This is a genomic window from Methylorubrum sp. POS3, assembly GCF_043352485.1.
GTDB lineage: Bacteria > Pseudomonadota > Alphaproteobacteria > Rhizobiales > Beijerinckiaceae > Methylobacterium > Methylobacterium suomiense.
The window spans coordinates 1-17,717 of sequence record NZ_JAPRBT010000044.1; the positions used below are offsets into that span (position 1 = coordinate 1).

Genomic DNA, 17,717 nt, shown 5'->3' on the forward strand with positions numbered 1-17,717 from the left:
CGGTTTATCCCCTCAGCCTCGGCGGCCTCATCGGCCACGCTCAACAGACCCTTGTCGATGGTGATGTTGATGCGGACCCACTCGTCCGACAGATCGGCCCAGGTGCGGGGACGGGGAACCGGATCGCCATTAGCCCGCAGGGCGGCGAGGTGGGGGCCCGAGCCGTGTGAAGACCAGCCCTGCTGAAACCGCCTCGATTTGGTCGGTGAGCTGGAAGAGACGGTAGGCGACGAATCACGATCTATCTTGGAACATATGGCGGACAACTTGGCCGGCCGCAGGGCGTGAAAGGCGCCGTCGGCCGACCATCGCGAAAATGAGCGCCCGCCCATGTCGTTGAACGACCGTGACATCGAGCGTCGGATGATCCTCGCCGAGCGCGCCGATCCGCAATTTCGTACTTCTGAGCCAGATCGCCCTCTGCGATGGCCCGACCTCTACGTCGTGAATGCCGATCACCGGCGAGCGCTCAAGCTCTGGGTCTGGTGCGCGGCCCATGGCTGCTCGTTCCACGGCGTGTGCCGGGAGAGAGGCCTGCGCTACTCGACAGCCCGCCGACACCGTCGTGCGGCGGTCGAGCGGATCGCGATGCTGCTGGGTGAGGCGCGGATCCAGCAGGCTTGACAGTGGTCAAACGGGTGCCGCCCCTCGCATCGTGCAGCGCATCGACTGCCGCGATGAGGGATGCTGTCCGTGGCCGGTCCTCGCAAGAAGAAGCCTGTTTCCCTCGCCTGCCGCGAGGCGCTGAAGAAGATCCCTGCCGAGACGCTGCCGGAGGGCGGCGCGACAGCAGAGCGACTGCAGCAGGCCGGCGTGACGATCGCGATGACGATCGCCGGCCGGAAGCTCCAGGTCATCGGCCCCGGGGGTGGCGCCTGGGGCGGTGTCGGCGCCGGCGGCGTCATTCGGCTTAACCAGGCGCCGCTGGACCGGCTTCACGCCCGCTGTCGCCTCGACCCTGACCCGCAGACGAACAAGCAGTTGATGGAAGCCGGGGACAAGCTGCGCGGCCACTACTACCTGGCCGGCCTATCGGGCTTCCCAGCGGCGAACGACCTGAACGGCGCTGGCGGTGGCCACCTGGGAAGCCGGACGCCGATTACCGAAGTCATGGAATCGAACCGCCGTACGCTTCGACTGGCCGAATCAGCGCTGCATCCGGGTGATTGGCGGGTGGTGCGCGACGTGGTGTGCCTCGAGCTGGATCTCGGTGCGGTCGGGCAGGCGCTCGGGTTCGGCAAGGACCATGCTGCCAATGCCGTCGCGCTTGACCGGTTGCGCCGTGGTCTGCGGCTGCTGGCCGAACAGTGGGGGTATGCGGCATCACCGCGGCCGAATTCGTCTCAACCTGCCGACAAGGCTGAGCCCGTGAGCTGAATGGCTCCGCGCGGCAGGAACACCGTAAAGCACGTATTGCGAAACTCGCTCCGTGCCAAAAATTAGACCTTACGGATCTAGATAGACTCGAGGTCGTTCGGACAGCGCAAACGGCATCTCACGACATCACTGCCAGGATGCCGTGAGACCAGACGACGTCCCGTCAGGACGCGTTGATCGGGCCTGGCGGCTGTGGTGCCGGAGGTTCGCCCGGCGGATCGCCCTCTGGCGAAGCGGGATCAGGCGGCGGGTCGCCGATAGGCGGCAACGGGTCGTCCCCAGGGCGCGGCGTATCCGATTGCATGTTGGTTCCTAGCCACTCCCGGAGTGGGAGCGAGCGTTAACGCGCTCCGGGCTGGAACGTCCCGTGCTGCGAGCGCTCTCTATTTTGAGCATGGGCGGCGCGCACGCTAAAAGCAGGTGCATCGTGCCCTACGGACCGTGGACCGGACGGAGCGAATGTCCGGACCGATGACGTGGTGAATGTCGCTGTCGTGCTGAGGAATCGCGCATCGAACCTACTCGATGACCTCGACCACACGTCGTGTCCGTGGGTCAACTAAGACGGGATGGTCGTTGACGATCGTGTAGTTGTAGTTCGGCAAAGAAAATTCAGAGGGAACGTCGTAATAGACTAGACCGTCCTCTGGCAGAACGGTTCCGACCCGCACGGGACCTCCGAAGGCGAATGAAGGACGTCGCTCGCCCGCTGCGTAAATGCGGAAACGCTCGCGCCGGTCGATGCCGAGGATGCCGTTGGCTGTTCCCACCGCAGCGCCGACGGCGCCGCCGACAACAGCCCCCAGGGGACCGGCGATCATCTCGCCCCGGTTTGCACCCTCTCGTGCTCCGCGTTCCAGTCCCTGAGCCTGAACGGCGCCCGTCCAGGCCATCGCCGTCACAACGCCTAATCCAACCTTCCGCATCATCGCCATGGCTCCAAGATGCCGAACTGCCCGGCTTATCGTTGCGCGTTGGACCGATGCTCATCGGCAATCGGCCACAGCCCGCACGGGCGCACCAGGTAGACTGGCCGCCCACCCGACTTTGTCGCACCGGCCCAAGCCGACGTCGGACAAGTGATTCCCGTCGGTCTCGCCGATTTGCTGAGCGAACATGGCCACAGGGGCCCCGTCGCGACCATGAAGGCGGCACCCGTTGCCGCACTTACCAGGCGATCGCAGATGCCGATGTCGGCCGCCCTCCAGTAGGCTGGCGACCACGCCTGCCTGCGAGGTGAAGGCCGCCCCCGTCACACAGGAGAGGACGGAGATGTGGCCGTTAGTCGATGACCTCGACGATGCGGCGGCTTCCCGGCTCGACCAGGACGGGACGGTCGTTGACGACGGTGTAGCGGTAGCCGCTGGCGCCGTACTCGGCCGGCACCTCGTAATAGGTCACGCCATTGGACGGCAGAACGGTGCCGACGCGGACTTCTTCACCGTAGGTGTAGGACGGCCGACCCTCGCGCACGACGTAGCTGCGGAAGCGCGGTCGGGTATCGACGCCAAGAATGCCGCCAACCGTGCCGGTGGCTGCGCCGATGGCACCTCCGACGATCTCGCCGATCGGCCCGCCGGTCGCGCGGCCCGCCGCTGCGCCGTCCTCGGCGCCACGCACAAGACCTTGCGCCTGCGCGACTGCGGGGAAAGCGAGCGCGAGCATCGCGGCGGCAAGAGTGAGCTTACGGTTCATAGGATGACCTTTCTGGGATGAGGCCGATGGCGCGTCGCACGGCTAGCGAATTGGACTGAAGATTGGCCGTGGTTCAGTTGCCGTAGGGCGATGGCATGATGATGCGGACCTTGCGCGCTGCCGTTGCGTCCCCAGTGGCTACAGCGCCGACCGTCGCGCTGCCGCGCAGTGAGGCGGTGGGCAGATCAATGTTGACTGGGGCGTTGGATACGGAGGTTTGGCGCTCTTGGGCCTGTGCTGTTGAAACGATCACCAGGGAGGACAGTGCGAGAGCAATGGCGGTGATCGTTTTCACGGGGAGCGTTCCGAGCGTGACTGTCTGTTGCTTGCACAACGGTCAAGCTTGGCCGTAGTTCCGTGCCGATCCCGCCCTGAGCACGCCCTCTAGCATTCCGAGCTCTGCGAGGTGCGGTATAACCTCAGGTAACGTCACGAGCGGTTAATCCTACTCGTCGTATAGCTACCAACGCAATCTGGCCTCGGCGAGACTGCTTGAGGTGGAGCGGCGCATGTCGGACAATCAGCGTGAGGCGCTTCGCCAAAAAGCGCTGGCCGAAATCGCTCTCCTCGACACGCCGCCCGAGCGCGAATTCGACGTATTGGCGAAGCTTGCGCAACGCATGCTCGGCACCAGCATGTCCTCGATCACCCTGATCGCCCCGGAACGCCAGTGGTTCAAGGCAAGCTGCGGGCCTCTGGCACCGGAGACCGTGCGGGCTCAGGCGTTCTGCCCTGTCGTGGTCGAGACCGAGGCGCCGCTCACCGTCGCGGATGCCCGTCTCGACCCTCGTTTCGCCGACAGCCCTTTCGTCACCGGCTCACCGAACATCCGCTACTACGCAGGCGTTCCGGTTCGCATCCAGCAGCCCGACGGTGACCATGTGGCGATCGGCACGCTCTGCGTCCTGGACGAGCGGCCACGCGAGCCGACACCGACCGACTTGGAGGTTCTGGAGCAGTTGGCATGTGTCGCCGAGGCCTTGATCCAGGCTCGGGCCGTTGCACTACGCGCCGCCGAGGCTGCAGAGGAGCACCGTCTGGTCGTTGAACGGCTGAAGCGCGACCGGCGTCAGTTCAAGCAGGCGGAACGCATGGCCGACATGGGGTCGTACCGGTACGACATCGAAAGAAATATCACCGCTTGGTCGGACGGTGTCTTCGCCATCCATGAACGCCCGGTCAGCGGCGGGGTGCCCAACGGCGAGATCATGAACCACTTTCCCGAGCCGGACCGCACCACGTTCCTCGCTGCGGTGATGCGCACGTTGGACACGGGCGAGCCGTTCGAGATGGATGCCGACCTCGTGACCGCCAAAGGCAACCTACGGCGCGTGCGGTGTTCCTGCGAGATCGAGTTGGCCAAGGGCAGACCCGCCGCCCTCATCGGGCTGATCCAAGACATCACGGAACGCCATAGTCTGGAGCAGCGACTGCGCCACCAAGCCTGCACAGACGACCTGACCCAACTGGCCAACCGAGCCGAGTTTGACCGTGTTCTCGATGGACGGCTGCGCGAGGCGCGCACCGCAGACGAAGACGTGGCAGTGCTGCTGATCGACCTCGACGGCTTCAAAGGCGTCAATGATCTCCTCGGCCATGCAGCGGGCGATGCAGTGTTGCGCCGTGTCGCTGATCGTTTGAGCGCGTCTTGCGACGGCGGGTGTCTTCCAGCCCGGCTGGGCGGCGACGAGTTCGCGATCGTGATGTCTGCCGACGTCGATCGCACAAACCTTGACCGGAGGGTGCGGCGCCTCCTGCACGACCTTGAGATCGTCATGGATGGGCAGGGTCACATCGCCCGAGTGACAGGAACGATCGGTATCGCCTGGTCGAGCACAGCTGGGCATGATCGCGACGCGCTCTTGCGTCAGGCCGATGCAGCGCTCTACGCTGCCAAGCGCAGCCGGAAGGGAACGGCGCTGACCTACCAGGTAGGTACGGATCACCGGCAGGCCGGCTGAGCGGATCAAAGGTGATCGGCGCTGGGACAATCGAGCCATGAACCGCCCCTGCCGCGTCGCTCTGCCCTGGTATCTCGCCGGGCATTATGCCGCTCTACGGGCCAGACTTGCAGATGGGGCCAAGCTGCCCGAACGGTATGAAACATGGCTGTTCTCTACCGAGCAGGCGGAGCGGGAAGTTCAGCGCAGCGGAGTCGAGGTGGTGCGTGTGACGATCGAGCCGGACGCCTTCCTGGCTTGGTGTCGCTGCGCTGGCCTACCGAGCGACGCCGCGGCGCGTAGCCGATATGCGGCCGAGACCATCAACGAATAAGTTGGCTGGGTTCTCCAAAGCTACCGGTCAGGACATGACGATGTTGCCGCCGTCTGCTGCCGGAGCTGCGCACGACGCTCGGCGCGTAGCTCGCGCTCGGCCATCACCCAGAACTCGATCTCAAGTCCATCCGGCCGGTGATTGCGCTCCCACAGATCGTAGGCGCGCCGCCGGATTTCGGCCGTGGTGATCGATGGTTCATCCTGCGACATGGGCACGAGATCTCCGTAGCCACGGTTGAACGCGTTGACCAAAGGCTTCTTTCCGACATGCATCGAAAGCGTTGCGCGCCTCCGTGCTGCAGGAACCGAGAGTTCAACGACACCAAAAGGCGAGCCCGCACCACCGATCTGGAGAGGGTGCGAGAGAGCCGGTCGTGGCTGGATCAGCGTTACGGGCGATGGCAGCCTTGACCTGCGCATGGCGATCGGCCCGGACGAGCGCGCCTGCGAGCGTGATGCAAACGAGAGCTGCACCCACCCAGCCAACCACCCTTGAGATACGACGTGCATAGCGAGGCATGCACCGGAGGGTGATCGGCTTGAGTTACCCGTTTCCTAACGGGGAATGGATCACCCGCGCGGCTTCGAGTCCGCACCTTCTGCACCAAGGCGTCGCATGCACTCGTGGTAGAGCTGTGCGCCGAGATCAAACGGCGACAACCCTTTGGGATTGGGCGCACCGAGCAACCGGCTCCTCGCATCTTCGCGGCAAGTCGCGTCCTCCGGACTTTTGATCGGCGGCTGAAGCTGAGCCAGCGCGCTGCCCGTCATCGTGACAGTAATGCCAAAGGCAAGAACAATTCCACGCATTGGCAATCTGCTCATTTATTGCCCGACGCTTCGTAAGCGGTGATCGCGCGCCGACAATTTTCTGAAAGATCGGCACGGTTTTTTGTGAAGCAGGCATCCATTTCTTTGCTATCAGGGTCTAGATCACCGCAGAATTTGAGCATATCGCCCGTGCAATACTTTTTCAGATCCGCATTGCCACGCTTCGATTCAGGGGCTGCAGAGGCCGAGGCGACGAGAAGCGGAGCAGTGAATAGCAATGCAATGGTCGTGAGACGAGGCATTCAATAGTTCCTTGCGCACAAGGGATGACATGGGGGCGTGATCTTGTAGCCGTGGTTCTAACGCGTCGACACGGACCCGCCGTCTTGCGTGCGCAACCGTCCTTGCGGCTGCGCACGTCCTCAGGTGGATCAGGCCTTGCCGGTGACCTTGTCGGCCACGTGCTGCGCGCCCTCTTTCACGTCGCCCTTGGCCTTCTGCGCCTCGCCCTTCAGTTCCTGAGCCTTGCCCTCGGCCTGCAGGTTCTCGTTGCCGGTCGCCTTACCGACGCCCTGCTTGATGTTGCCTGCGGCCTCGTTGGCCAGACCCTTGATCTTGTCGGTGGTGCTGCTCATGGCGGCTCTCCCTGCAGCGGCCAGTGTTCGACCGCGCCGGGCAGCAACGGTTACGCCTACTGCCTGTTCCGCCGTGGCGCGGTCCGCGCGAGATCGTGAGGTCGCGCTCTGCGCAGAACACGGCCGTTTCTCCGCTATCAAAAGCATCAGGAAGCTGCGGGCGTACCGAGCGGATGCCCGGCCATTGTGTCAGTAGAGGCCGACGGGGCAGCTTGCCCGATCGCCGGCGTGGCCAAGGGGGAGCACCCACCCCAACGTCCGATCGGCGGGTTGAACGCGGACTGATTCCCGCCGCATTACAAGGCCGAAACTTCAACGGGCTTGCCGTCGGCCCGGCGCTCGCTGCCGATGAAGGCGGGTGCACGAAAATCGCCCTTTTCAGGCTCCCGAATTCTTTTGTAGCACCCATGGTTCAATCGGCCCTGAGGGCATCTCTCGAAGCGCACAGGACATGCACGGGGCAACAGCCGAAAGTCCGCAACGGGTCAGGAGTTCGCCTCCACTTTGTTCGTCTTCGCGCCATCAGCGGACCTTTGACTGAAGACCCCGGAATGGCCGCTTGGAGCCCAACAGCTGCCGTTGATATGAGACGGTTGGCCCAGCGGCCACGCCGTCAGCAGTGGTCGCTCACGACCTTGTTGGCGCCGGCCACGCCGGCGTTGCGCTTGACCCGCGCCCACACGTTCCGCAGGGCGACCCACTCCTTGCCCTCGGCCCGGAGCTGATCCGCCGCGCGGAACACCACCCAACGCCGAATGCTGGCGGCCCGCGCCGGGTCCGCCTTGCTCTTCGCCATCGCCCGCACCTTTCGCAGGCCGCCAGCATTCGGCGAGCGCGGTTAAGGAAGGGTGGCGCTCCAAAGCGCATCGCGGATAGCGCTACTTCGTACGAGCTATTGTCGGAGTCGAGAATCTCCCTCAGGCGAGCTCCTCGTGGAAGCCCAGCATGCGGACGTGGATGGACGAGATGTTCACCGCAACCGGGATGCCCTAGCCCGACGAGCCCCAGCCCTGCCCGGGCTTGTTCCAGCGCAGGAGCGCCTCGAAGCCGGTGGCGGGCCCGGTGCGACGGCTCGCCTTCATCGGCACTGATCGATGAGTATCACCCGGCCCCGGCCTCCCACCGACCACCGTTAAACAAGAAGGTAACGGACCATGAGTTCGCTCGCGGCCCGGCATCCGTATTCGGGGGCGTCCTCGCCGGATCTCGGAGGCACCACCGCGGTCAGGTCCCGCCCGTTCAAGAGGTCGGAAACCTCACGCTCGGTCAGCGTCATCGACTGTGCCTCAAGCAATGCGAGGCGGGTGTACTAGCTGCGTCGCTTCGGATTGTAGGAGTTGGACTCGGGTTGAAAGATCCTAACATGTTGTTTGACCTGTAGGTCGGTCTTCCTAGAACTCATCCCGCCCCTGCGACCCGATTCATCGCGGGTCGACAAGAGATATGTCCGCGAAGTTTGGAATCGTCCCAATCGATACCTCGTCTCAACGTGCTTGAACCTCACCGAAGTATGATCGTGATTCGGGGGCCCCCTCCCGGGGGCCGCCGACGAACAGCACTTCGCAGCCTGGGCCCAGGTCGTTCGGCATGGACCTCATGCACGACACGATACGGGTACGGTCTGAGATCTCGTACATACGGCACCGCATGATGTCGCCCCTGCACAAGCGGCGTGCCCGACTTCCGCGGCCCCGCATGGAGCGACCCAATAGGAGGCCAAGCCGATCAAGGCCGCCGCCGTCAGTTTCGTGAGAATCACGTCTTCCTCCATCCCATGTACGGTTCGGCTCGCGGAAGGCCGTTCGGACAGGAGCAGAGCCCGTGAGGCCCCCTCCCGCCCGAAATCCGATGCTCAGTCCGCAGGGTTCTGGGTCACCTTGCGGGAGTGAAGGTCGGCCCCGTCCTCCTGGGTCTCCTCCAACATGGGCAAGGCCTGGATCGCGAACTGACGACCGGCGACGCTGTCGCCGGTACGGGCGTAGCTGCGGTAGAGCCTCACGTTATCCGCGTTGGCGGCCGCGAGCTGGCCGGAATACACCGCATCGAAATCACGGCCGTTGGCTGCGCTGAGGTTCGCGAGCATCTTCTGGCGGGCGGGATCGAGAGCGACGCGCTTGCCCGGTTCGGCGCGCTTGGCGTCAACCACGGCAGGTACGCCGACCACGGCGCCGACGGCAGCGGCGGGAGCGCCGATGACGGCGAACGGGGCATCGAGCGGCAGGGCGCGCTCATCGACGACGATGCCGCCGGGCGTCAGGGAGCTGCCAGGCGGCAGCAGCGCATCCGTGGTCGCCTGACGGTTGCTGATCGAACGCTGGGCCAGGCGACGGACCTTTGGGTCGTTCGAGCGGGCGAGCGCGATCCGTCCTGCCTCGATGCTGTAGGCGTCGTTGCGCAGGGCCTCGGCCCGGAACACACCGGTATTGACCGCAGGGGAACCCAGCAAGGGGCCATCGAGGCCGGGGACCTGAGCCTGGGCGGAACCGAGGCCGGCGATGCTGAGGCCGAGGCTTGCCGCGATAAGACGAGAACGCATGGTCATGTCGATGGTGTCCTGCTGGGGATGCGAGAGGTCGGAAGCCTGGGCGGGCATGCGTGATGCGGCATCAGGGAGCCTCGGGCGTCAAAACAGCGAGGATACGGATAGGTTCCATTTGTTATGGGGGATGTGGCGCCCTTCGATCCCTCAGAGTGTTCGCGGACCTGCGAGGCCCTTCCCCACAACGTGATGGAAGCGCAAAGGTGCGTCGGGGATGCCGTACAAGAAATTTTCGCTTCCTAAACCTGAGGCGCATCAATGGAACGATACCGTTTCTATCTCGTTAGGCCGAAGTCCCATACGCGCGCCGATGCGGCACCCAACCCGAGCAACCCCATGCGCCACCTTCGTCTTGTCTGCCTCTTCGTACCGGTGGTCGCATTCGCGGCACCGACCCTCGCCCAGGACGTTCCGGGCCAATCGATGCGGCCGAAGATGCTGATCCATGGCCACTATTGCGGCCCCGGGAACGACGGCCCAGGCGTTGCGCCAGTGGACGCGCTCGATGCCGCTTGCATGCGCCACGATGCCTGCACGCCGGACGTCGGGTTGCCCTCCTGCAACTGCAATCGACAGCTCAAGAGGGACGCCAGCGTCGTTGCCGCCAGCCAACGTCAGCCGGAGGACATCCGGATGCTGGCGGGACTCGTCGCGCAGGGGAGCGATCTGCTGATGTGCCGAGAAGGCCTCGCCGCCCTCCGCAACTGAACCGGACCGGACATGGGCGCTCGGCGTGCCAACGACCGGGCTCCCAGGGATCGCGGGACCGAAAGATCCCGCGAAAAGCGACCGACCCGTCCGCATGCCCGGATCAGGATGGGTCGGTCGTGAGAGATTGGGTTTCCGCGCTCAAGGAGCCGGCCACCGCAAGCCCGCCCTACGGCAAGTGTTAGGAGCGACATCCCCCGAGGAAGAATTCGACGGCGCGCTTCACGGCAACCCGCTTGACGTGGGTCAGTTCTGCCCGTTCCAGCCCCAGGACCGCTCGGTCGACCGGCGGGCGAATGGCCAGGTTCAAGAAGCAATCGGCAGCGAAGCGGATATCGGGAACGGTGATCTCGCCAGCCTCGACGGCCTGCTCAAGACATCTCTCGATCAGGGAATGAAGCCGTGACTGCCCGAAGTCGTTCATCGTCAGGGCGAATTGCGGGAAGCGCATCGCCTCGGCCGTGATGATGCGCTGGAACGCGATGACATTCGGCGTCAATGCGACCTTCAGCGACGCAACGGCGATCCGGTTGAGGCAGTCGCTCGCCGATCCGACATGACCTGCCTCCCGCTCAATGGTGGGGATACACTCATCGATGAAGCGCAGGAAGACGGCCTCGAACAGGTCAGCTTTCGAATTAAAGCGGACGTAGAAGGTCTTCTTCGAGATCCCCGCGGCGGCCACGATGCCGTCGATGCTGGCCGCCTCGAATCCTTCGGCCAGGAAGATTGGCATCGCGGCATCGAGGATGCGCTGGGTCGCCTCGCCCTCCGTGCCGCGAGCGGGACGCCCAGGGCGCCGCGCGCTCGTCAGTAGCGTCTCACTCGACATGATCCGTTGCCATTTCTGCCTGACGGAAACGTAGCAGGTACTTTTCCGCGAAGGAACAGCCCCGCACGATATGGGCCGACTTCCCGAATGTGTGTTGCAAACGCCCGTTCCCGGATTCCAGTTGCAAGCGACCGATGGCACCTATAAGGAACGAAACCGTATCGTTTTCTATGATCCAGGACTTGCAGCGCGATGGCCGAAGGCGAACGGGACACCGTGTCTGGATCTGCCGACGATAGCCAACGGCGCGAGGACGACCCAGGTGAATCGAGCCGGAACCGCTGGAGCCCGGAGCAGGAGCGACCGACGTCGGGGGGCAACGGCGACGAAGCTATGGAAGGAGACGCGGCCGCGTCCTCGCCGCTGAGGAAGACCTGGGTGAAGGTGCTTCTCGCCGTGACCGTGGTCGCGGTCTTCGTCGGCGCCGGTATCTGGGGATGGCGGTACTGGACCGTCGGGCGCTTCATCCAAGAAACCAACAACGCCTACGTTAAGGCCGACCAGGTGACGGTCTCACCCCAGGTCTCGGGGTACGTTTCCTCGCTGCCGGTGTCGGCGAACCAGGTCGTGACTGTTGGCCAGATCCTGCTGACCATCGACGACGGCGAGGCGCAGGCGCGGCTCACCGAGCAGCAGGCCCTGGTCGACGTGCGCCAGGCCGACGTCGCCCGAGCGGAGACCGAGCTCTCGCGGCAGCAGGCGCAGATCGACCAGGCCAAGGCGCAACTGTCCGCCTCGCAGGTGACCGCGAAGTTCTCATCCGATCAGGTCCGGCGCTACAAGCCGCTCGCCGCGTCGGGCGCCGACACCGTGGAGAAGCTCGACCAGTTCCGCAGCCAGGCAGAGCAGAACGACGCACAGGTCGAGGTCAATAAGGCCCAGTTGCTGTCGGCCATGAAGCAGGTCGACTCCCTGAAGGCGGCGGTGGTCCAGGCCAAGGCGGCGGTGGACCAAGCCCGCGCCGGGCTGCTCCGGGCCCGCATCGACATCGACCACGCCACGATCAAGAGCCCCATCGCCGGCCGGGTCGGCGACCTGACCGCCCGGGTTGGCCAGTACGTTCAGGCCAGCACGCGCCTGATGAGCGTCGTGCCCGTCGAGGACCTCTACATCGACGCGAACTTCAAGGAGACCCAGATCGGCCTGATGCGGATCGGGCAGCCGGTGACGATCTCGGTCGATGCCCTCTCGGGGAGGGATCTGCAGGGGCGCGTTGCCAGCTTTTCGCCGGGCACCGGCGCCCAGTTCGCGCTGATCCCGCCGGAGAACGCCACGGGCAATTTCACCAAGATCGTGCAGCGCGTGCCGGTACGCATCCGGTTCAAGGCCGGTGCGGAGGCCCGCAAAGTGCTGGTCCCCGGCCTGTCCGTCGTCGTCTCGGTCGACACGCGCGCCGCACGGGCCGAGGAGGAGGACGAGGAACCGGTCGAGGAGCCGGTCGCGCAGGTCGGCCCAGGCGGACAGGTCGGTCGTTCCCGCTCGGCGGGCGCAAGGCCATGAGCGGACACCCCACCCCGCCCGCCAAGGCCGATGCCGCCGCCTGGCTCGCGGTCGCGGCAGGGACCATCGGCGCCCTGATGGCGACCCTTGACACCTCCATCGTCAACGCGGCCCTTCCAACCATCCAGGGCGAGATCGGCGCCAGCGGCTCGGAGGGAACCTGGATCTCGACGGCCTACCTCGTCGCTGAGATCATCATCATCCCGCTCACGGGATGGCTCGAACGCGTCTTCGGCCTGCGCAACTTCCTCGTCGCCTGCACCATCCTGTTCGTCGGGTTCTCGGTGCTTTGCGGGGTGGCGACCAATCTCGACATGATGATCATCGGTCGCGTCGGCCAGGGCTTCGCCGGCGGCGGCATGATCCCGACGGCGCTCACCATCGTCGCCACGCGCCTGCCGCCGGACAAGCAGCCCGTCGGCGTCGCCCTGTTCGGAATGACGGCGGTGCTCGGCCCGGTCGTCGGTCCCGTCATCGGCGGCTGGCTCACCGAGAACGCCAGCTGGCACTACCTGTTCTTCATCAACGTCCCCATCGGCCTTGGCCTCCTCGTGCTGCTGTTCGTCGGCCTGCCGCACGAAAAAGCCCATCCGGCGCAAGTGCTCGAAGGCGACTGGTTCGGCATCCTCGGCCTCGTCATCGGCCTCGGCTGCCTCACCGTGGTGCTGGAGGACGGCCAGCGCGAGCAGTGGTTCGCCTCGAACCTCATCGTCTCGCTGAGCGTCGCGGCGACCTTCGGGTTCGTCCTGCTCGCCATCGGGCAGTTCACTGCGAAGACACCCGTCATCGACATGAGCATTCTGCGCACGCGGGCGTTCGGCAGCGTGTTCCTGATGAGCTTCGCGGTCGGCGGCGGCCTCTACGGCATCCTCTACCTGATCCCCCAGTTCCTCTCGCAGGTGCCACGCTACAACGCCGAGCAGGCGGGCCACATCGTGCTGCTGTCCGGCGTCCCGACCCTGATGATGCTGCCGTTCTTCCCCATCCTCATCCGCGTGATCGACGTCCGGATCGCGGTGGCCCTCGGCTTGGTCTTCTACGGCTGGAGCTGCTTCCTCGATTCCGGACTCACCACCGAGGATGCCGGCGGCCAGTTCGTGGTCTCCCAGCTCCTGCGCGGGGTCGGACAGGGCTTCGCGCTGTTGTTCCTCAACCAGGCAGCAACGAGCTCTGTCCCGCCGGAGAAGGCGAACGACGCCTCCGGCCTGTTCAACGGAGCGCGCAACCTCGGCGGCTCCTTCGGCCTCGCCCTGATCACTACCCTGCAGGAGCGACGCAGCGACCTCCATACCGACCGCCTGCTCGAATCCGTGAACGCCAATTCCGTCCTGGCGCAGGACCGCCTAAACGCGATGGGCGGTGCCGGAGGGCCCGACGGCATGCGCCAGGCCCTCGCCGGCTTCAAGCAGGTCATCGACGCCCAGGCCCTCGTGATGACCTTCTCCGACCTGTTCTTCGTCTTCGGCGTGATCATGCTGGTCGTCATCCCGCTCGTCCTGTTCCTGCGCCCGCTGCCCAAGGGCGGCCCGGTCGCGATGCATTGAGCCCGCCATGATCCCCAACACCCTTCTGCGCGGCGTGCTGCCCGTGACGGCGGCACTCCTCGGCGGCTGCGTCGTCGGCCCGGACTACGCCGGTGCGCCGGACGTCGCACCGCGCGCCGAGGCCGGTGCGCCGTTCATACGCGGCAACACGGTTCGAAACGCCGTCGCCGTCGATCCACCGGCCAGGTGGTGGACGGCACTGCGCGATCCGGTCCTGAGCGACCTCGTTGAGGAGGCCCTCGCCTCCAGCACGAACGTGCGGATCGTATCGGCGCGGCTGCTCCAGTCCCGGGCCGTGCTCGGCCAAAGGACGGCGGACCTCGCGCCCAGCATCTCCGCGCGCACCTTCGCGCTGAACAACCAATTGCCGGTCCGGGACTTCGCCGGAAGCGGAGCCGTCGTAGCAGGAGCTGCGGTCCCGAAGTCGCTGAACATCGACCTCTACAACGCCAGTTTCGACGCGACTTGGGAAATCGACATCTTCGGCGGCAAGCAGCGCGCCATCGAGCAGGCCGCCGCTCAGGGCGAGGCCGCCGAGGCGGCCGTGGCAGACGCGCAGGTGCAGGTCGCGGCCGAGGTGGCGCAGGCCTACGTGACCCTCCGCGGAGCCCAGAGGCGCCTCGCATTGACCCAACGTGCGGCTACGCTTCAGCGCGAGGCGGTTGGCCTCAGTCAGCAGCGCCTGGCCGGTGGGGCCGCCTCGTCGCTCGATGTCGAACGCCTGCGCACCCAGTTCGAGACGACCGCCTCGCAGGCGCCGGCCTTCCAGGCGCAAGTCGATCAGTCCCTGAACCAGATCGCGGTGCTGGTCTCCCGCGAGCCAGGTGCCGTCGATGCGGTGCTGAGACAGCCCCGGGCCGTGCCGATGCCGCCGCGCGTCGTGGCCATCGGCGACCCCGGCGCCATGATCAGGAGGCGGCCGGACATCCGGCGGGCGGAGCGGCAGCTCGCGGCGGCCAACGCCCAGATCGGCCAGTCCGTGGCGCGCCTGTTCCCGCGGGTGAACCTCATCGGCAACGCCGGCTGGGTCTCGCCGAACATAGGCTCCATCGGCTCACTGGCGGCCTCGACCTATAACCTCGGGCCGACCCTGTCCTGGAGCGTCCTGGATTTCGGCCGGACGCTGGCGCAGATCCGTCAGTCCGAGGCGGGCGCCGACGAGGCGCTGGCCCAGTACGAGCAGACCGTGCTGCAGGCGATGCAGGACGCCGAGACCTCGCTGTCGCGCTACGGCAACCAACGCACCACCGTCGCCCGTCTGGCCCGGGCCAGCGCCTCGGCCGGCAAGGCCTCGATGCTGACCGACCAGCGCAACACGGCCGGAACCATCAGCACCATCGACGTGCTCGACGTCGAGCGCCAGCGCCTCCAGGCCGAACAAAGCCTCGCCCAGGCTCAGGCCGATTACACCAACGCCTACGTCGCGCTTCAGAAAAGCCTCGGCCTCGGTTGGGGGCTCGGTCCGGAGCGCGTGGCTCTCGACGTGCGGTAAGTGCAATCCCCCATCATCGGATCGCGTGTCCGACGCCCCCCAGGACACGCGGTGCGACGGTCGGCCCGTGCGAAAATCCTTCCCCGCACGGGTCGGCCGTTCAGCCCCACCGTCCCAAGACGGAAACGCCGGTCGAAACGAGAGCTTCCATGCCACCCACCAAACGCCTCGTGACAAGCCGGTCGGCACTCGTTTCCGCCCTCGTCGGATCGCTCGGAGCTTGCGCCTCGGTTCCCCGCATCCCCTACGGGGCGAGCGAGTCCGTCGCGGCCGAGATCGCCGGCATACCCGGTGCCCGCGCCTACTCGGACGCATCCGTCGGGACCTTCGCTTCGATGCTGTCGAATGCGTCGGGACGCAATCGCCCGTTCTCCTACCTCGCCTTGTCGGGCGGAGGCGGTGACGGTGCCTACGGGGCGGGCATCATGAACGGGTGGACCGCCACCGGCACCCGCCCCGTGTTCAGCCTCGTCTCGGGCGTGAGCACGGGGGCGCTGATCGCCCCGTTCGCCTTCCTTGGTCCCGCCTACGACCCGGTCCTCACGGAGATCTACACCAGCGGCGTCGCCGAAAACCTGGTGAAGGATCCGAGCGTCGTCAACGTGCTCTTCGGCTCCGGCCTCTTTGGTGACGACCGCCTGCGGGACCTCGTCGGGCGCTACGTCACGCCTGACCTGCTCACTGCCGTCGCCATCGAGCACGCCAAGGGCCGTCGCCTGCTGGTCGTGACCACCAACCTGGACGCCAAGCGGGCGATGATCTGGAACATGGGAGCCATCGCCGCCAGCGGCGCACCCAACGCCCTGGCCCTGTTCAGGGACGTGCTCACCGCCTCCGCCAGCATACCGGCCGTATTCCCCCCGCAGCTCCTCGACGTCCGGGTGGGGAACCGAAACTTCCAAGAACTTCATGTCGACGGCTCAGTGACGACGCCGGTCTTCACGGTGCCGCAGGCTTTCATGGTGGGGGATGGGCGAGCCGGCGTGGCTTCGCGCAAGTCCGACATCTACGTGCTGATGAACGGCAGGGTCGAGCCCGAGTTCGAATTGGTCGGCAACGACTCCCTGTCCATCGTCGAGCAGACCGTAGCGACCGGAAGCCAGGCCCGCAGCCGCGCGAGCCTCGCGGCGACCTACGCCTTCTCGCAAGCGCACCGCATCGGCTTCCACCTCACCTACATCGACGAGGGCGCCCCCCGCACCTCGACCGCGCGCGGCTTCGACACGGCCCACATGCGCAGCCTCTACCAAGTCGGCTACGACAAGGCCCGGGCCGGATCGGCATGGCGTGGGGACGTTCTCGTCTCGCCGCTGGCGTCCAAGGTCATCGTATCAGCGAACTGACCCGCTCCCCACCAGGGAGACCGTCATCAGCACACATGGATTTCCATGGCCCCGCATCGAACGATTGCATGCCTTTGGCTCTGCTGCCTGCTGGTTGGACCGGCGAACGCTCCGGCCCAGGCAAGCGTTGCTCACGAGGTCAGGGGATGGGTATCCGCCCTCGTGGCCAAAGTGCAAGCCGCTGGGAATGCCGACGGCATCCCGCGGAACAGGCGACGCACCGGGGTCGTCGACCTCAGGATCGTGGTCAGTGCGGATGGAGCGCTACGAGACGTTTCCGTTGCAGGACGTCCACTAACGCGTGCGGATGAAGAGGGCGTCGTCGCCGCGGTGAGGTCCGCAGCTCCCTTCGCGCGCCCTCCCGATGCCCTCCTTACGCCCGAGGGGACAGTGGAATTACGCTTCCAATGGAATTGACCCGACGGCGATGACGCGTCCCATACCCGGCTGGAACCTACCGCAGGTGCTGGGACATCATGCAACGGTCAACCTCTGCGTTGTCGCGATCCTGAGAGATAGGGCTGGCCCTCAACCTGCCGCTGGTCGCTCTGGCGGTGATCCTCTACGGCGCCGGCAACGGGATCTTCTCGATCGCACGGGGCACCGTGCCCCTGGCGCTGTTCGGCCCGGAGCGCTCGCGCCGCTGCTCGGCCGCTTGGCGCGGCCGGGTCTGGTCGCCCAGGCCCTGGCCCCGCCGCTCGGCGCCTACGCCCTTGCCCATGGCGGCGCCGACACCACGTTCGCCCTGCTCGCCGGCCTGGCCCTGCTCAACGTCGCCCTGGTCGGGGCGTTGTGGCGGGCACGCCGACAAGGGCAGAAGTTATGAGCATTTCTACTGCGTTTAGGACGGACTCATAACGGACTGGCAGCGCCGGTTCTCCTCTCCAGACCCATATCGGACTGACAGCGCCGGTAATGTCCGCTGGCCACCGAGGCCGTGTGGAAACGCAGATCCCTCGGGATCGGGGCGAGCGCACCGAGTGGCGCCGGAGATCGAGCTGCTTG

Annotated in this window: 20 protein-coding genes and 1 pseudogene; 11 read left to right on the forward strand and 10 right to left on the reverse strand. The window is 65.9% G+C overall.

The features are described from left to right. The coding region (locus OWC43_RS23595) for a hypothetical protein (protein WP_393958728.1) at window positions 1-353 on the reverse strand (353 nt) is incomplete at its 3' end. On the opposite strand from OWC43_RS23595, the gene OWC43_RS23600 reads away from it, so the two are divergent. Both OWC43_RS23600 and OWC43_RS23605 read left to right on the forward strand, forming a co-directional pair. Further along, the gene (locus tag OWC43_RS23600) at window positions 331-624 is read left to right on the forward strand and encodes a hypothetical protein (RefSeq protein WP_393958729.1); all 294 of its coding nucleotides are present in this window, start codon (window positions 331-333) and stop codon (window positions 622-624) included. The genes OWC43_RS23595 and OWC43_RS23600 overlap by 23 nt on opposite strands. Window positions 625-684: 60 nt before the next feature. Then, a complete protein-coding gene (locus OWC43_RS23605) occupies window positions 685-1,377 on the forward strand; it encodes a hypothetical protein (RefSeq protein WP_393958730.1) in 693 nt (230 codons plus the stop codon). A 518-nt stretch (window positions 1,378-1,895) separates the two neighbouring features. Here the strand turns inward: OWC43_RS23605 and OWC43_RS23610 are convergent. The 3 genes from OWC43_RS23610 to OWC43_RS23620 all read right to left on the reverse strand — a co-directional run bounded on the left by OWC43_RS23610 (window position 1,896) and on the right by OWC43_RS23620 (window position 3,367). After that, window positions 1,896-2,306, reverse strand: a complete 411-nt coding sequence (locus OWC43_RS23610; protein ID WP_393958731.1) for a DUF1236 domain-containing protein — start codon at window positions 2,304-2,306, stop codon at window positions 1,896-1,898. Between the two features lie 352 nt (window positions 2,307-2,658). After that, window positions 2,659-3,072: a DUF1236 domain-containing protein gene (locus OWC43_RS23615; RefSeq protein ID WP_393958732.1), complete on the reverse strand. Its 414-nt coding sequence runs from the start codon at window positions 3,070-3,072 to the stop codon at window positions 2,659-2,661. Window positions 3,073-3,145: 73 nt separating this feature from the next. Continuing rightward, window positions 3,146-3,367 carry a hypothetical protein gene (locus OWC43_RS23620; protein ID WP_393958734.1) on the reverse strand — a complete coding sequence of 74 codons (222 nt, stop codon included), beginning with the start codon at window positions 3,365-3,367 and terminating at the stop codon, window positions 3,146-3,148. A 214-nt stretch (window positions 3,368-3,581) separates the two neighbouring features. Here OWC43_RS23620 and OWC43_RS23625 point away from each other — a divergent pair, with 214 nt between their 5' ends. Beyond that, the gene (locus OWC43_RS23625; RefSeq protein ID WP_393958736.1) at window positions 3,582-5,033 is read left to right on the forward strand and encodes a diguanylate cyclase domain-containing protein; all 1,452 of its coding nucleotides are present in this window, start codon (window positions 3,582-3,584) and stop codon (window positions 5,031-5,033) included. Window positions 5,034-5,070: 37 nt separating this feature from the next. Further along, window positions 5,071-5,346, forward strand: a complete 276-nt coding sequence (locus tag OWC43_RS23630) for a hypothetical protein (RefSeq protein ID WP_393958737.1) — start codon at window positions 5,071-5,073, stop codon at window positions 5,344-5,346. A gap of 20 nt (window positions 5,347-5,366) precedes the next feature. Here OWC43_RS23630 and OWC43_RS23635 read toward each other — a convergent pair whose 3' ends face one another. The 5 genes from OWC43_RS23635 to OWC43_RS23655 all read right to left on the reverse strand — a co-directional run bounded on the left by OWC43_RS23635 (window position 5,367) and on the right by OWC43_RS23655 (window position 9,347). After that, entirely contained in the window at window positions 5,367-5,600 is a 234-nt protein-coding gene (locus tag OWC43_RS23635) for a DUF2934 domain-containing protein (protein WP_393958739.1), read from the reverse strand. 569 nt (window positions 5,601-6,169) lie between these two features. Next, complete coding sequence (locus OWC43_RS23640; RefSeq protein ID WP_393958741.1) at window positions 6,170-6,421, reverse strand: 3',5'-cyclic-nucleotide phosphodiesterase; 252 nt, start codon at window positions 6,419-6,421, stop codon at window positions 6,170-6,172. 129 nt (window positions 6,422-6,550) lie between these two features. Beyond that, on the reverse strand, window positions 6,551-6,754 hold the full coding sequence (locus OWC43_RS23645) for a CsbD family protein (RefSeq protein WP_393958742.1): 204 nt from the start codon (window positions 6,752-6,754) through the stop codon (window positions 6,551-6,553). Between the two features lie 613 nt (window positions 6,755-7,367). Continuing rightward, the gene (locus tag OWC43_RS23650; RefSeq protein WP_091950889.1) at window positions 7,368-7,550 is read right to left on the reverse strand and encodes a hypothetical protein; all 183 of its coding nucleotides are present in this window, start codon (window positions 7,548-7,550) and stop codon (window positions 7,368-7,370) included. A gap of 1,056 nt (window positions 7,551-8,606) precedes the next feature. Next, the gene (locus tag OWC43_RS23655) at window positions 8,607-9,347 is read right to left on the reverse strand and encodes a DUF4142 domain-containing protein (protein ID WP_393958745.1); all 741 of its coding nucleotides are present in this window, start codon (window positions 9,345-9,347) and stop codon (window positions 8,607-8,609) included. Window positions 9,348-9,629: 282 nt separating this feature from the next. Here OWC43_RS23655 and OWC43_RS23660 point away from each other — a divergent pair, with 282 nt between their 5' ends. Beyond that, window positions 9,630-10,001 (forward strand): hypothetical protein, encoded by a 372-nt coding sequence (locus OWC43_RS23660; RefSeq protein WP_393958747.1) that lies wholly within the window; start codon window positions 9,630-9,632, stop codon window positions 9,999-10,001. 181 nt (window positions 10,002-10,182) lie between these two features. Here the strand turns inward: OWC43_RS23660 and OWC43_RS23665 are convergent, their stop codons facing one another. Continuing rightward, window positions 10,183-10,974 (reverse strand): TetR/AcrR family transcriptional regulator, encoded by a 792-nt coding sequence (locus OWC43_RS23665; RefSeq protein ID WP_393958749.1) that lies wholly within the window; start codon window positions 10,972-10,974, stop codon window positions 10,183-10,185. 51 nt (window positions 10,975-11,025) lie between these two features. Between OWC43_RS23665 and OWC43_RS23670 the strand changes: the two genes are divergently transcribed. The 6 genes and pseudogenes from OWC43_RS23670 to OWC43_RS23695 form a co-directional block, all read left to right on the forward strand. Then, window positions 11,026-12,333 (forward strand): HlyD family secretion protein, encoded by a 1,308-nt coding sequence (locus tag OWC43_RS23670; RefSeq protein WP_393958751.1) that lies wholly within the window; start codon window positions 11,026-11,028, stop codon window positions 12,331-12,333. After that, on the forward strand, window positions 12,330-13,877 hold the full coding sequence (locus OWC43_RS23675; RefSeq protein WP_393958752.1) for a DHA2 family efflux MFS transporter permease subunit: 1,548 nt from the start codon (window positions 12,330-12,332) through the stop codon (window positions 13,875-13,877). The genes OWC43_RS23670 and OWC43_RS23675 overlap by 4 nt, the downstream gene beginning before the upstream one ends. Window positions 13,878-13,884: 7 nt before the next feature. Next, on the forward strand, window positions 13,885-15,369 hold the full coding sequence (locus OWC43_RS23680; RefSeq protein WP_393958753.1) for an efflux transporter outer membrane subunit: 1,485 nt from the start codon (window positions 13,885-13,887) through the stop codon (window positions 15,367-15,369). A gap of 149 nt (window positions 15,370-15,518) precedes the next feature. After that, window positions 15,519-16,712 (forward strand): patatin-like phospholipase family protein, encoded by a 1,194-nt coding sequence (locus tag OWC43_RS23685; RefSeq protein ID WP_393958754.1) that lies wholly within the window; start codon window positions 15,519-15,521, stop codon window positions 16,710-16,712. A gap of 45 nt (window positions 16,713-16,757) precedes the next feature. Continuing rightward, the gene (locus OWC43_RS23690; protein WP_393958755.1) at window positions 16,758-17,129 is read left to right on the forward strand and encodes an energy transducer TonB; all 372 of its coding nucleotides are present in this window, start codon (window positions 16,758-16,760) and stop codon (window positions 17,127-17,129) included. Window positions 17,130-17,233: 104 nt separating this feature from the next. Continuing rightward, a pseudogene (locus OWC43_RS23695) lies at window positions 17,234-17,538 on the forward strand (MFS transporter); the annotation flags it as partial. Window positions 17,539-17,717: the final 179 nt, after the last annotated feature.